Source organism: Ornithinicoccus sp., assembly GCF_057176825.1.
This window is the reverse complement of sequence record NZ_CM169976.1, coordinates 1,903,011-1,915,566: the sequence shown is the minus strand read 5'-3', so window position 1 is coordinate 1,915,566 and position 12,556 is coordinate 1,903,011. Positions and strand designations below refer to the sequence as shown.

Sequence of the window (12,556 nt, the reverse complement as noted above, 5' to 3'; positions counted from 1 at the left end):
CCGCAGCCGGCGCCGAGGCAGGCGGCCTCCACAGGATTCTCATGTTCCCTTCGTAAACTCGAGGGGTGAGTACTACGGCTTCCTCCGGGATCGACCGCGTCGTCGACGGTCGATACCGCGTGGAGTCCCTGCTGGCGCGCGGCGGGATGGCCTCGGTCTACGAGGCCACCGACCTGCGGTTGGAGCGCCGGGTCGCGCTGAAGGTGATGCACCCGGACCTGGCCCGGGACCACGACTTCGTCGAGCGGTTCCGCAGCGAGGCGCGCAGTGCGGCCCGGCTCTCCCACCCGCACGTCGTGGGGGTCTACGACCAGGGCGAGGACGAGGACCTGGTCTTCCTGGCCATGGAGCTGGTGCCGGGTCGCACGCTGCGCGAGGTCATCGCGGCCCAGGCCCCGATGTCGGTGCGCGACGCCGTCGGCTACCTCGACCCCGTCCTCCAGGCACTGACCGCGGCCCACCACGCCGGCCTGGTGCACCGCGACGTCAAGCCGGAGAACGTGCTCATCGACAGCCACGGACGGGTCAAGGTCGCCGACTTCGGGCTGGCCCGCGCGATCACGGCGGGCACCCACAGCCGCAGCACCGGTCTGACGTGGGGCACCGCCGCCTACCTGTCGCCGGAGGAGGTGGAGCGCGGCAAGGCCGATGAGCGCAGCGACGTCTACGCGGCGGCCCTGCTGCTCTTCGAGCTGCTGACCGGCGGCAAGGCCTTCCCGGGCACCAGCCCGATCCAGGTGGCCTACCAGCACGTGCACGGCAGCGTCCCCCGCGCCTCGGAGCAGGTCGAGACCGTCCCGCCGGAGATCGACGCGCTGATCCAGTGGGCGGCCGCCCAGGACCCCGAGCACCGACCGGCCGACGCGGGCGAGTTCCGCGAGGAGCTGCAGCACGTGGTGCGCGAGCTCTCCGACGCCCAGCTCGACGCCGTCCCCGGTGGCCCGCTGCTGCCGGACCCGGACGCGACCCAGTCCTTCGACGCCACCCGACCACTCCGGGCCGACCACACCACCGCGGTCCCCCCGTTGGGCAGCGAGGGGCACTACGCCCGGACCACCGGCAACCGGCCGCCGCGCAAGACCAAGCCGAAGGCGAGCCCGCCGCCGCGGGCGACCACCCCGGCGCCGGCCCCGCAGCGGCGGCGCCGACGCGCGCTGCCCTGGCTCCTCGGCATACTCCTCGTCGTCCTCGGGGCGGGTGGCGCCTATGCCGGCTGGTACTACACCGAGGGTCCCGGCGTGCACTCCGCCGTGCCCACGCTGGAGGGCCTGACCGAGCAGGACGCGCGCGACGCACTCGATGCGCGGGAGCTGGACGCCGTGGTGGACCCGACCTACTCCGAGACGGTCACGGCGGGCGTGGTGATCTCCGCCTCGCACCAGCCCGGGGAGTCCGTGCGCCACGGCACCGACATCACCCTCGCGGTGTCACAGGGGCCGGAGCGCTATGCCGTCCCCTCCCTGGTCGGCCGGACCGTCGAGGAGGCGCAGCCCCTCGCCGAGGAGGCGCACCTGGTCCTCGGCGAGCCGACCCAGGAGCACGACGAGCAGGTGCCCGAGGGGCAGATCATCCGGACCGACCCGGCGGGCGGCGAGCAGGTGCGGCCCGGCACCACCGTGGAGGTCGTGGTCAGCGCGGGGCGGGAGCCGATCGAGGTCCCCGACGTCACCGGCAAGACCCAGCAGGAGGCGCAGGCCGAGCTCACCGGTGCCGGCCTCACCGTCACCGTCGAGCCCGAGCAGGTCTTCGACGACGAGGTGCCCGAGGGCTCGGTGGTCTCCCAGTCGCCCGACGACGGCACCCTCTTCCGCGGGGACGAGGTGACCGTGACCATCTCCAAGGGCCCCGACCTGGTGGAGGTCCCCGGCGTGATCGGCAAGCAGTGGGAGGACGCCGAGCAGGAGCTCTCCGACCTCGGCTTCGACGTCAAGCGCGAGGACATCGCCGGCGCCTACTTCGGCACCGTCCGCTACCAGTCCATCGACCCCGGCGAGGAGGTCGAGCGCGGCTCGGAGATCACCCTCTCCGTCCTCTGACCCCCCGTCAGGGCAGCACGATCTGACCGATCTCCCCGGGGTTCCAGGCGACCTCCCAGCGGAACCCGTCAGGGTCCGCGAAGTAGCCGGTGTAACCGCCCCACTCCCGCGCCCGGGCGGCGGACACCGGATCCGCACCCGCAGCCCCGCGCGGCCTCGAGGACCCGGTCCACGTCCCGCCCGGTCGGCCACGTTGTGCGCCAACGTGATCGGCGCGACACCGGCACCCCGCACGATCGGGCCCACCTCGGCCTCGAAGGCGCCCTCGTCCCACAGGGACAGCACCAGGTGCTCGCCGGTGCGGATCATGATCACCTCGCCGGGGACATCGAGGTGCGGCTCCCAGCCGAGGCCGTGGACGTAGAACGCGCGCGTGGCGTCCAGGTCGTGGACGGCGAGGGTGACGAAGCTGATCCTGGGGTCCATCGCCCCAGCCAAGCAGAAGGGACCGACCCCGGCACGGGGCGAGGGCGCAGGAGGCTCAGTCCCAGCGGAACCACACCGCGGACGCCACGGCGCACAGCACCGTCGCCGCGGCCAGGGCCAGCAGGTGCTGGGTCCCCGCCCCGGTCCCGGCCCATCCCGCCTGGAGCGCCTGCACGCCCGCCCCGAACGGCAGCAGCTCCCCCACCCGCGCGACCGGCTCCGGCAGGTTCTGCACCGGGCCGAACATGCCGCCCACCGCGCCGATCCCGAGGAAGGCGACCAGCCCCAGTGCCACGGAGGCGTTCGGGGTGGGTGAGACCGACGCGATCAGCATCCCGACGGCATACATCGCGGCAGCCACGAGGAGCACCACCCCGGCCACGGCCCAGGGGTCCCGCGGCGCGGCCAGGCCGAACATCAGGTGCGCGGTGCCCAGGGCGAGCCCGATGCCCACGGCCGTCTGCAGCACGCTCGTGACCACCTGGGCCACCAGCACCATGACCGGGTTCACCGGCGTCACCGACAGCCGGCGCAGGACCCCGGCCTTCCGGTAGGACGCGAGGAAGGAGGGCATGTTGACCACGCCGACCATGGCCATCACCATCACCAGCGCCAGGGGCACGACATACACCTCCAGCGCCGTCAGGCCCGCCAGCTCGGGGATCGCCTGGTCGGCCGCGCTGAGCCCGAACATGACCAGGATGAGCACCGGCATGCCCAGCGGCACCACCAACCCGGCGGTGTCCCGCACCACCATCCGGATCTCCGCCAGCACCAACTGACGGAAGGCCGCGGCGCCGGGGCGAGCAGCGGACTGCCCGTATGCCGAGTCGCCGGGTCCGCGGATGACCTCGCCCGTCGTCATCGGACCGTCTCCAGGGGGCTCCCCGTGAGAGCCAGGAAGGCCCCCTCGAGACCACCGCCCTCGCGCCGCGTGCCGGTGGCCACGATCCCCAGGTCCACCAGTGCGGCGCTCACCACCCCGAGCAGGTCCCCGCTCCCTCCGACGGTTACCTGCGTGCCCTCGACGGCGACGGACTCCACCCCGGGCAGGTGCCGCAGTGCCCCGACCCGGTCGGGGGTGTCCGTGCGGAACATCACCCGCTCGACGACCCCGGTCGAGCGCACCAGGCCCGTCGGCGTGTCCACCGCCAGGACCCGACCACGATCCAGCACGGCGACCCGGTCGCACAGCCGCTCCACCTCCTCCATGGTGTGGCTGACCAGCAGGACGGTGACGCCGTCGGACCGGATGCCCTCGACGAGCTCCCAGATCTCCCGGCGCATCTGCGGGTCGAGCCCGCCGGTCAGCTCGTCGAGGACGACCACCCGGGGCCGACCGACGAGCGCCAGCGCGATCGACAAGCGCTGCTGCTGACCGCCCGAGAGGTGCTCGAACCGGGTGCCCCGGCTCTCCGCCAGGCCGAGCGACTCCAGGAGACGGTCCGGGTCCCGCGGGGCGGGGTAGAACGAGGCGAACAGGCCGACCAGCTCGCGCACCGTCAGCGAGAAGTGCAGGGCGGCCGTCTGCAACTGCACGCCGAGCACCTGGCGCACCCGTGCCCGGTCCCGCACCGGATCCATCCCGAGGACGCTGACCCGCCCCCGGTCAGGACGGCGCAGCCCGGCGACGCACTCGACCGTCGTCGTCTTGCCGGCGCCGTTGCGCCCGAGGATGCCCAGCACCTCGCCCTCCTGCACCTGCAGGTCCACCTCCTCGACCGCCACCACGGGGCCGTACCGCTTGTGCAGCCCTTCGACCTCGATCGCCGTGCCCATCACCGCTCCTCAATCCGGCGCGTCCCCGGACGGGTCCGCGTCGCCCTCGACGCTAGGCGCGGTGGCACCGCGACCGCGCGTGCCGGAGGTCATGACCTGGACCCGTGACTTCCGGCACGGGCCAGTGCCCCGGCCTGCCCCGTAGGCTCGTGGGGTGCGACGCATCGACCCGGACACCGCGGCGGCCAGCCTGCTCCTGCTGCTGTGCGTGGGAGCGGGCATCCCGGTGTTCGTCGCCCAACGGGCGGGCCAGGACCCCACCGTGGGACCGCCCTGGCTGTGGTGGGTCCTCTTCGTGCTCTTCGTGCTGTGCCTGATGCTCTCGGCGGTCTGGAGCGAGCCGGAGGGACACCGGAAGGGCCGGTGGTCGGTGGCCGCCCAGGTCGTCCTCGGCGTGATCGTGGTGCTGCTCGTGCAGAGCACGGGGTGGACCGCGATCCTGCTCGTGTTCTCCGCGGCCATCGCCGTCTACATCGTGCCGTATGCCGTCGCCTGGCTGATCGTGCTCGGTGCACACGGTGGCGATCGGGGTCGCGACGTGGTGGCGGGACGCCGGGGCGCTCGAGGTGGGCATGACGGCCTTCCTCTACCTGGTCGTGCAGGCGGTGAGCGTCCTCGTCGTGCTGTCCCGGCGCCGGGAGGACGCGGCCCGCAGGGAGCTCGCCCGGGCCCACGCGGAGGTGCGCACGGCGAACGCCCTCCTGGCGGAGACGAGCCGGTCGACCGAGCGGCTGCGGATCGCCCGCGACCTGCACGACCTCGTCGGGCACCAGCTGACGGCGCTCGCCCTGGAGCTCGAGGTGGCCAGCCACCAGAGCAGCCCCCCGGCCGCCGAGCACGTCACCCGCGCCCGGGCCATCGCCAAGGACCTGCTGACCGATGTCCGGTCGGCCGTCGACGACCTGCGGGAGGCCCCGCCCGACCTGGGGCAGATCCTGGCGTCGGTGGTCGAGGACCTGCCCCGGCCCCGGGTGCACCTGGACGTGGCGGACGGGCTGGTGCTGGACGGACCGCGCACCCTCACCCTGGTGCGCTGCGTGCAGGAGGTGGTGACCAACGCGATCCGGCACGCCGACGCCCGGGAACTGTGGATCACGGTCACCCCCGGTCCCGCCGGCGAGACGGTGCTGACGGCGCACGACGACGGTCACGTCGTGCGCGACGTGGTGCCCGGCAACGGGCTGCAGGGCATCCGGGAACGGGTCGGAGGAACTCGGGGGCGACCGCCGGCTTCGGTCCGCGCCGGGTCGGCGGGGGCTTCCAGGTCGACGTCCTGGTGCCGGCGCCGTGAGCACGATCCGGGTGTGCCTGGTCGACGACCAGACCCTGGTGCGCCAGGGGATCCGCAGCCTGCTGGAGCTGGCCGACGGCATCGAGGTCGCCGTCGAGGCCGAGGACGGCGACGAGCGCCCTGGCCGCCATCCGAGACGCACCGCCCCGACGTGGTCCTGCTCGACCTGCGGATGCCCGGACGGGACGGCATCTCCACGCTCCGCGAGCTGGCCGAGCGCGGCACCGACGTCCCCGTCCTGGTGCTCACCACGTTCGACGACGACGAGCTGGTCCTGCAGGCGCTGCGCGCCGGTGCGCGCGGCTACCTGCTCAAGGACGTCACGCTGGAGCAGCTCGTCGAGGCGGTGCGCACGCTCGCAGCGGGCGGCTCACTGGTCCAGCCGGCGATCACGGACCGGCTGCTCCGGGCGGTGCGCGCCGCACCCGGCGGACCGGTCGGCACCGCGCGGGGCCGACGGCGTCCGACCCCGCCGTCCCGGCGCAGGACCTGACCCCGCGGGAGCTGGAGATCCTGCGGCTCCTGGCCGGGGGCTATGCCAACCGGGAGATCGCCGCCGCCCTCCACCTGGCCGAGGGCACCGTGAAGAACCACGTGTCCAGCCTGCTGCTCAAGCTCGGCGTGCGGGACCGGACCCGGGCCGTGCTGCGCGCGCTGCACCTCGGGCTGCTCGGCGGCGAGGACCGGGCGCCCAGGGCCGAGCGGTAGCGGCCGGGCCCCTCACCAGAGGGCCGGCACGAACGTCTGCTCCTGCATCGGGGGGCGGACGTAGGGGACGTCCTTCATCTCCGGCAGGGTGACGGCGTCCGGGGCCACGTCCTCGTAGTCGAACTGGCCCAGCAGGTGGCTGATGCAGTTGAGCTGCGCGGCCCGCTTGTCGTCGGAGGGCACGACATACCAGGGCGCCTGCTTGGTGTCGGTGAACTGGAACGTCGCGTCCTTGGCCATCGAGTACTGCACATAGAGCTCGTGCTCGGCCAGGTCCATGTCCGAGAGCTTCCAGCGCTTGAGCGGCTCGGCGTTGCGCGACTCGAACCGTTTGCGCTGCTCCTCATAGCTCACCGAGAACCAGTACTTCAGCACCACGATGCCCGACCGCACCAGCATCCGCTCGAACTCCGGGCAGCTGCGCAGGAACTCCTGGTACTCCTCGTCGGTGCAGAACCCCATCACCCGCTCCACGTTGGGGCGGTTGTACCAGGACCGGTCGAACAGCGCCATCTCCCCCGCGGCCGGCAGGTGCTCGACATACCGCTGGAAGTACCACTGCGAGCGCTCCCGCTCGGTCGGCTTGGGCAGGGCGACGACCCGGACGATGCGCGGGCTGGTCCGCTCCGTGATCCGTTTGATCACCCCGCCCTTGCCGGCCGACCCGCGCCCCTCGAAGATGACGAGCACCTTCAGTCCCTGCGACTGGATCCAGTACTGCAGCAGCACCAGCTGCTCCTGGAGCCGGGCCAGCTCGGCGTCGTAGACCGCCCGTTTCACCCGGCCGCTCTTGGTGTAGGTCGAGAGGTCGCGGTCGGCGCGGGTCACCGGGGCGTCGTCGGCACCGGCGGGCACGGCGTGGGCTCTGCTCATCGTGGCTCCTCGGTCGTCCTACCGGTGAACCTAGGCCCGGGCACCTCCTGGGTCAATGGAGAGATCAGCGGGGGCGACCCACCAGCTCGACGAGGACCTGCTCGGCGTGCCGGGTCATCGCGTCGTCGACGTCCAGATGCCACACGAACCGGACGTGGGTGGCGTCCGTGGGATAGCCCAGCACCCCGGCCTCTCGTGCGGCGGCGCTGAAGTCGGCGGCCGTCCACCCGGTCGCCCCGACGTCGAGCACCAGGATGTTGGTGTGCACCCGCTCCGGGTCGACGACGGCCGGTGCCGTGTCGGCGACCGCACGGGCGACCTGCTGGGTGCGGGCGTGGTCCTCGGCGAGCCGCTCCAGGTGGTGGTCCAGCGCATACGTGCAGGCCGCCGCCAGGATGCCGACCTGGCGCATGCCACCGCCAAAGCGCTTGCGCCAGGCCCGCGACTCCTCGATCACCGGTGCCGGACCGACGAGCACCGAGCCGACCGGGGCACCCAGCCCCTTGCTGAGGCACACGGACACGGTGTCGGCCAGTTCGGCATACCCGGTCAGCGGGACCCCCGTGGCCACGTGGGCGTTCCACAGCCGCGCCCCGTCCAGGTGCACGGCGACGCCCGCGTCGCGGGTGAGCTCGCGCAGCGCCTGCATCCGGTCCAGCGGCTGCACGGTGCCACCACCGAAGTTGTGGGTGTTCTCGACCACGACGCACGACGTGCCGACCTGGTAGGTGCCGGCGCCGACGGACATCACCGTGCGCACCGCCTCGAGGTCGAGCAGTCCCCGGTCGGCGATCCAGGTGCGCGAGGTGATGCCGGACAGCTGGGCCGCCGCACCCATCTCGGCGCGCAGCACGTGCGCCAGGTGGTCGCCGATGATCTCCTGCCCCGGGCCGGCGTGCGCGCGCACGCCGAGCTGGTTGGCCATGGACCCGGTCGGGGTGAACAGCCCGGCCTCGTGCCCGAGCATGCCCGCCACCCGCTCCTCGAGCGCGTTGACGGTCGGGTCCTCGCCGTAGACGTCGTCGCCGACCTCGGCGTCCGCCATCGCCCGGCGCATCGGGGCGGTGGGGCGGGTCAGCGTGTCGGACCGGAGGTCGGCGACGATCCCGTCGGTGGCGCCGACGGTCACCGCGCGCCCTGCTCGAGCATCTCGGCGACCTGGAACGCCAGCTCCAGGCTCTGCTGGTGGTTCAACCGCGGGTCGCACAACGTCTCGTAGCGCAGGCCGAGGTCCTCCAGGTCGACTGGGCTGACCCCACCGACGCACTCGGTGACGTCGTTGCCGGTGAGCTCGACGTGGATCCCGCCGGCCCAGGTGCCGACCTGCTGGTGCGCGGCGAAGAAGCCTCGCACCTCCTCCACGACGTCCTCGAACCGTCGGGTCTTGTAGCCGCTCGGGGAGGTGAAGGTGTTGCCGTGCATCGGGTCGCACACCCAGGTCACCGTGCCGGCCTCGTCCTTGACCGACTCCAGCAGGGCCGGGAGCACGTCGTGGATGCGCTCGGCGCCCATCCGGGTGATGAAGGTCAGCCGACCGGGCTCACGCTCTGGGTCCAGCCGGTCCAGCAGGGCGAGCACGTCGTCGCGGGTCGCCGTCGGGCCGAGTTTGACCCCCACCGGGTTGTGCACACGGGAGACGAAGTCGATGTGCGCACCGTCCAGTTCGCGGGTGCGCTCCCCGACCCACACGAAGTGCGCCGAGGTGTCGTAGGGCTTGCCGGTGCGGGAGTCGCGGCGGACCATGGCCCGCTCGTAGTCCAGCACCAGCGCCTCGTGGGCGGAGTAGAACTCCACCCGCCGCAGCTCCTCCGCCTCGGCGACACCCGAGGCGTCCAGGAAGCGCATCGCCCGGTCGATCTCCCGGGCCATCTGCTCGTACCGTGACTGCGCCGGTCCGGACAGGAACCCCTTGTTCCACAGGTGCACGCTGCGCAGGTCGGCGAACCCGCCGGTCGTGAACCCGCGGACCAGGTTCAGCGTGGCCGAGCTGGCGTGGTAGGCCCGCAGCAGTCGACCCGGGTCGTGCCTGCGGGACTCCTCGGTGAACTCGAAGCCGTTGACCATGTCACCGCGGTAGGCGGGCAGGGTGACCCCGTCGCGGGTCTCGGTGTCGGAGGAGCGCGGCTTGGCGAACTGTCCGGCCATCCGGCCGATCTTCACGATCGGCATCCCGGCGCCGTAGGTCAGGACGACCGCCATCTGCAGGATGGTCTTGATCCGGTCCCGGATATTGGGCCCGGTCACCCCGGAGAGCGTCTCGGCGCAGTCGCCGCCCTGCAGCACGAAGGCCCGCCCCTGCGCGGCCGCGCCGAGACGTTCGCGCAGGATGTCCGCCTCGCCGGCGAAGACCAGCGGCGGGTAGTGCGCGATGGTGGCCAGGACCTCCGCGAGCGCGGACGGGTCGCCCCAGGACGGTTGCTGCTGGGCCGGTAGGTCCGGCCAGTCCATGTGGTGCGGCACCGGCACCCCGGTCACATCGGTAGTCACCCGGCCCATGGTAGGAGGGTCGGCCGCCCCGTGGGGCACCGGTCGGTCAGCGCCCGCCCGTCGGGTCCTGCGCCGCCTCGGCCTCGGGGAGTTCCTCGGTCAGCGACTCCTCGGTCAGCGACTCCTCGGCAGCCCCGCCCTCGGGCGCCTCGCCCGCCTCGGGCGCCTCGCCCGCCTCGGGCCCCTCGGCCTCGTCGTCGCCCCGGCCGCTGGCGATCCGGCCCCGGGTCTGCTCGACCTGCCCCCGCACCTGCTCGGCGGCGTGCTCGATCTGCTCCCGCGCCGTGACCAGGTTCGCGCGGGCCTGCTCGCCGGCGCGCTCGATGTTGACCTTGGCCTGCTCACGGGCGGTCTCGATGCCGACCCGGGTCTGCTCCAGCCCGGTCTCGAGGCCGGCCCGGGCCTGCTCGACGGTGGCCTTGGCGCGGGCGGCGATGCGGTCCTTGACGGTCGAGGCGTAGACGTCGACGTACTCCTGGCCGGACAGCTTCATCAGCTCGTACATGATCTCGTCGGTGATCGAGCGCAGCACGTAGCGGTCGCCCTGCATCCCCTCGTACCGCGAGAAGTCCAGGGGCTTGCCGATCCGGACGCCGACCTGGCCGCGCTGCACGTTGGGGATCTTCTTGCCCGGTCGGCTGTGCCGTTGTCGGTGCCGATCATGGCGACGGGGATCACCGGGACCCCAGCGTCCAGCGCCATCCGCGCGACCCCCGTCTTGCCGCGTGTAGAGCTTGCCGTCGGGGCTGCGGGTGCCCTCGGGGTAGATGCCGAACAGTTCGCCCTTCCCGAGCACCGCTCAGCCCGGAGTTCAGGGCGGACCTCGAGCGCCTCCCCGCCCGAACGGTCGATCGGGATCTGGCCCACGCCCTTGAAGAAGCGCCTTGGTCAGCCTGCCCTTGATGCCGGTGCCGGTGAAGTACTCCGTCTTGGCGAGGAAGGTGATCCGTCGCGGCACGACCAGCGGCAGGAAGATGGAGTCGGAGAAGGAGAGGTGGTTGCTGGCGAAGATGGCGCCCCCGTGCTCGGGGATGTTCTCCTCCCCCTCGACCCAGGGCTTGAAGACGACCCGGATGACGGGACCCAACAGGATCGTCTTCAGGAACCAATAGATCACCGGGGCCTCCTCACCTCGCGGGGCAAGGTTACGGCATCGCCGACCCGGCGTGACAAGATCGTGGTGTGCAGACGATGGCGGGCGCCGAGCCCTTCCGGGCCGACGGTTCTGGCGAGCGCGGACAGGTCGGGGTGCTCTGCGTCCACGGGCTCACCTCCACGCCCCAGATGATCCGCCCGGTCGCCGAGCACCTGGCCGGGCTGGGGTATGCCGTCCGCGCGCCTCTGCTGCCCGGCCACGGCACCACGTGGCAGCTGATGAACCGCACCCGGTATGCCGACTGGCTGGGGGTGGTGGAGCAGTCCGCCTACGAACTGCAGGAGGGGAAGCGGGCCGTGGTCGCCGTCGGAGTGAGCCTGGGGGGTGCCCTGGTGACGGACCTGGCCCTGACCCACCCGGGGCTGGTCGACGGGCTGGTCCTGGTGAACCCTGCCTTCGCCGCGACCGATCCCCGTCTGGTGACGCTGCCCGTCGTCAAGCACCTGGTGCCCAGCCTCGCCGGGCTGGCCAACGACATCCGGCGCTCCGAGGGTCCACGCGAGCTGGCCTACGACCGCCTGCCGCTGAAGGCGTTCCACTCCTTCGTGCAGCAGTGGCCCCAACTGCTCAGCCGGCTGCCACAGCTGACCGTGCCCGTGCTGCTGGCCCGGTCGGCCCACGACGCGGTCGTCCCGCCGCTGTCCGGGGAACGTTTCCTGGACCGTGTCGGCAGCCGTGACGTCACCCAGTTGCTCCTGCCGAACTCGGCGCACGTGGCCACCCTGGACCACGACGCCGACCTGCTCCTGGGCGCCACGGCCGAGTTCGTCGAGCGGGTCACGGCCGGGGAGTCCCCGTCATGAGCGCCGGCCCCCACGGACACCGCGACGACGAGGAACGGCCCGAGGAGCATCAGCCCGCGGAGGAACGGTCCGAGGAGGACTCCAGAGCAGCGGACGAGGGGCCGGCTGCGGAGGAGTCCGCGCCCGAGGTGCCCACCACGTCCGATGAGGACATCGACGCCCAGTTCGCCGAGATCGTCCGGCACCTGCGGGCCACTCCGCAGGGGCCGGCCCCGGGGCAGCGACGGGCCCGCTGGCCCGGCACCGGATCGTCCCCGACCGACCCGCCCAACCCTCCGCCACCCGGCTTCGACCCGCCGCCGCGTGAGTCGTCCGGAGGACCCGACGAGGGGGAGCCGCCCGGGGACGGGTCGGCGACGGGTGAGGACGACCCTGAGAGGGGTCAGCCCTCGCCATGGCGGGAGTGGGAGGACCCGGAGATCGAGGAGCACTTCGTCCCTCCGGACCCCCCACCCCTGCCCGCGGGCGACCTGCACTTCTGGGGGATCCTGGTCGGCCTGCTCGGCGGGCCGCTCATCCTGCTGCTGGCCCACGGCATCCAGGTCCTGCACGGTTCGGTCTGGACGTGGTTGGGGCTCCTGCTGGCCCTCGGGGGCTTCGTACTCCTGGTCCTGCGCAGCCCCACCGACCGCCACGATGACCCCTCTGGCGGTGCCCAGGTCTGACTGCGCCATTTGGTTGACAACAGGTCCCGGTGGTGCTGTGCTGAGGGGACGGTGCCTGGGAGGCGAGTCTGGTGGGTTCAAGGAACATCCGTGCCTTGGCGGGGATGGTTGCCATCCCCGTCGCAATCACGCTGCTGGGGGCCGGGGCCCCGGTCGGTGCCTATGAGTACGGTCCCTACAGTGCAGGAGTCGGGACCAATCAGCACACGTTTCCGAACGAGAGTCAGACGATTCAGGGCACCCAATATCAAGGCTCAAGCGTAAACAACTGTAGATCTCATCGCTCGTCCCTGCGGTGGGTTCGCCCCCTCCGACCGGACCCGGTCCTCGCC

At 72.4% G+C, this 12,556-nt stretch carries 12 protein-coding genes; 5 read left to right on the top strand and 7 right to left on the bottom strand.

Annotation, left to right across the window (positions count from 1 at the left end; translation table 11 throughout):
* Positions 1 to 65 precede the first annotated feature (65 nt).
* The gene (pknB, locus tag AC1QRC_RS09585; RefSeq protein WP_484206533.1) at positions 66 to 2,036 is read left to right on the top strand and encodes a Stk1 family PASTA domain-containing Ser/Thr kinase; all 1,971 of its coding nucleotides are present in this window, start codon (positions 66 to 68) and stop codon (positions 2,034 to 2,036) included.
* A 481-nt stretch (positions 2,037 to 2,517) separates the two neighbouring features.
* Here pknB and AC1QRC_RS09580 read toward each other — a convergent pair whose 3' ends face one another.
* Positions 2,518 to 3,327, bottom strand: a complete 810-nt coding sequence (locus AC1QRC_RS09580) for an ABC transporter permease (protein ID WP_484206532.1) — start codon at positions 3,325 to 3,327, stop codon at positions 2,518 to 2,520.
* On the bottom strand, positions 3,324 to 4,241 hold the full coding sequence (locus AC1QRC_RS09575; protein WP_484206531.1) for an ABC transporter ATP-binding protein: 918 nt from the start codon (positions 4,239 to 4,241) through the stop codon (positions 3,324 to 3,326). Before AC1QRC_RS09575 ends, AC1QRC_RS09580 begins: the two co-directional genes overlap by 4 nt.
* 518 nt (positions 4,242 to 4,759) lie before the next feature.
* Between AC1QRC_RS09575 and AC1QRC_RS09570 the strand changes: the two genes are divergently transcribed.
* Both AC1QRC_RS09570 and AC1QRC_RS09565 read left to right on the top strand, forming a co-directional pair.
* Positions 4,760 to 6,025 (top strand): ATP-binding response regulator, encoded by a 1,266-nt coding sequence (locus tag AC1QRC_RS09570; protein ID WP_484206530.1) that lies wholly within the window; start codon positions 4,760 to 4,762, stop codon positions 6,023 to 6,025.
* The gene (locus tag AC1QRC_RS09565; RefSeq protein WP_484206608.1) at positions 6,022 to 6,240 is read left to right on the top strand and encodes a helix-turn-helix domain-containing protein; all 219 of its coding nucleotides are present in this window, start codon (positions 6,022 to 6,024) and stop codon (positions 6,238 to 6,240) included. The genes AC1QRC_RS09570 and AC1QRC_RS09565 overlap by 4 nt, the downstream gene beginning before the upstream one ends.
* Positions 6,241 to 6,252: 12 nt before the next feature.
* Here the strand turns inward: AC1QRC_RS09565 and ppk2 are convergent, their stop codons facing one another.
* The 5 genes from ppk2 to AC1QRC_RS09540 form a co-directional block, all read right to left on the bottom strand.
* Positions 6,253 to 7,113 (bottom strand): polyphosphate kinase 2, encoded by an 861-nt coding sequence (gene ppk2, locus AC1QRC_RS09560; RefSeq protein WP_484206529.1) that lies wholly within the window; start codon positions 7,111 to 7,113, stop codon positions 6,253 to 6,255.
* 64 nt (positions 7,114 to 7,177) lie between these two features.
* Positions 7,178 to 8,242, bottom strand: a complete 1,065-nt coding sequence (locus AC1QRC_RS09555; RefSeq protein ID WP_484206528.1) for a threonine aldolase family protein — start codon at positions 8,240 to 8,242, stop codon at positions 7,178 to 7,180.
* A complete protein-coding gene (locus AC1QRC_RS09550) occupies positions 8,239 to 9,609 on the bottom strand; it encodes a class II 3-deoxy-7-phosphoheptulonate synthase (RefSeq protein WP_484206527.1) in 1,371 nt (456 codons plus the stop codon). The genes AC1QRC_RS09555 and AC1QRC_RS09550 overlap by 4 nt, the downstream gene beginning before the upstream one ends.
* 37 nt (positions 9,610 to 9,646) lie before the next feature.
* Complete coding sequence (locus AC1QRC_RS09545; RefSeq protein WP_484206526.1) at positions 9,647 to 10,396, bottom strand: lysophospholipid acyltransferase family protein; 750 nt, start codon at positions 10,394 to 10,396, stop codon at positions 9,647 to 9,649.
* 15 nt (positions 10,397 to 10,411) lie between these two features.
* Entirely contained in the window at positions 10,412 to 10,717 is a 306-nt protein-coding gene (locus AC1QRC_RS09540; protein WP_484206525.1) for a lysophospholipid acyltransferase family protein, read from the bottom strand.
* 74 nt (positions 10,718 to 10,791) lie between these two features.
* On the opposite strand from AC1QRC_RS09540, the gene AC1QRC_RS09535 reads away from it, so the two are divergent.
* Positions 10,792 to 11,559 (top strand): alpha/beta hydrolase, encoded by a 768-nt coding sequence (locus AC1QRC_RS09535; protein ID WP_484206607.1) that lies wholly within the window; start codon positions 10,792 to 10,794, stop codon positions 11,557 to 11,559.
* A complete protein-coding gene (locus tag AC1QRC_RS09530) occupies positions 11,556 to 12,224 on the top strand; it encodes a hypothetical protein (protein ID WP_484206524.1) in 669 nt (222 codons plus the stop codon). The genes AC1QRC_RS09535 and AC1QRC_RS09530 overlap by 4 nt, the downstream gene beginning before the upstream one ends.
* Positions 12,225 to 12,556 lie beyond the last annotated feature (332 nt).

What these genes read in the sequence shown, in the direction of transcription:
- AC1QRC_RS09580 (WP_484206532.1), bottom strand. Translation starts at nt 3,327, where the DNA reads ATGACGACGGGCGAGGTCATCCGCGGACCCGGCGACTCGGCATACGGG.
- AC1QRC_RS09575 (WP_484206531.1), bottom strand. Translation starts at nt 4,241, where the DNA reads ATGGGCACGGCGATCGAGGTCGAAGGGCTGCACAAGCGGTACGGCCCC.
- ppk2 (WP_484206529.1), bottom strand. Translation starts at nt 7,113, where the DNA reads ATGAGCAGAGCCCACGCCGTGCCCGCCGGTGCCGACGACGCCCCGGTG.
- AC1QRC_RS09550 (WP_484206527.1), bottom strand. Translation starts at nt 9,609, where the DNA reads ATGGGCCGGGTGACTACCGATGTGACCGGGGTGCCGGTGCCGCACCAC.
- AC1QRC_RS09535 (WP_484206607.1), top strand. Translation starts at nt 10,792, where the DNA reads ATGGCGGGCGCCGAGCCCTTCCGGGCCGACGGTTCTGGCGAGCGCGGA.
- AC1QRC_RS09530 (WP_484206524.1), top strand. Translation starts at nt 11,556, where the DNA reads ATGAGCGCCGGCCCCCACGGACACCGCGACGACGAGGAACGGCCCGAG.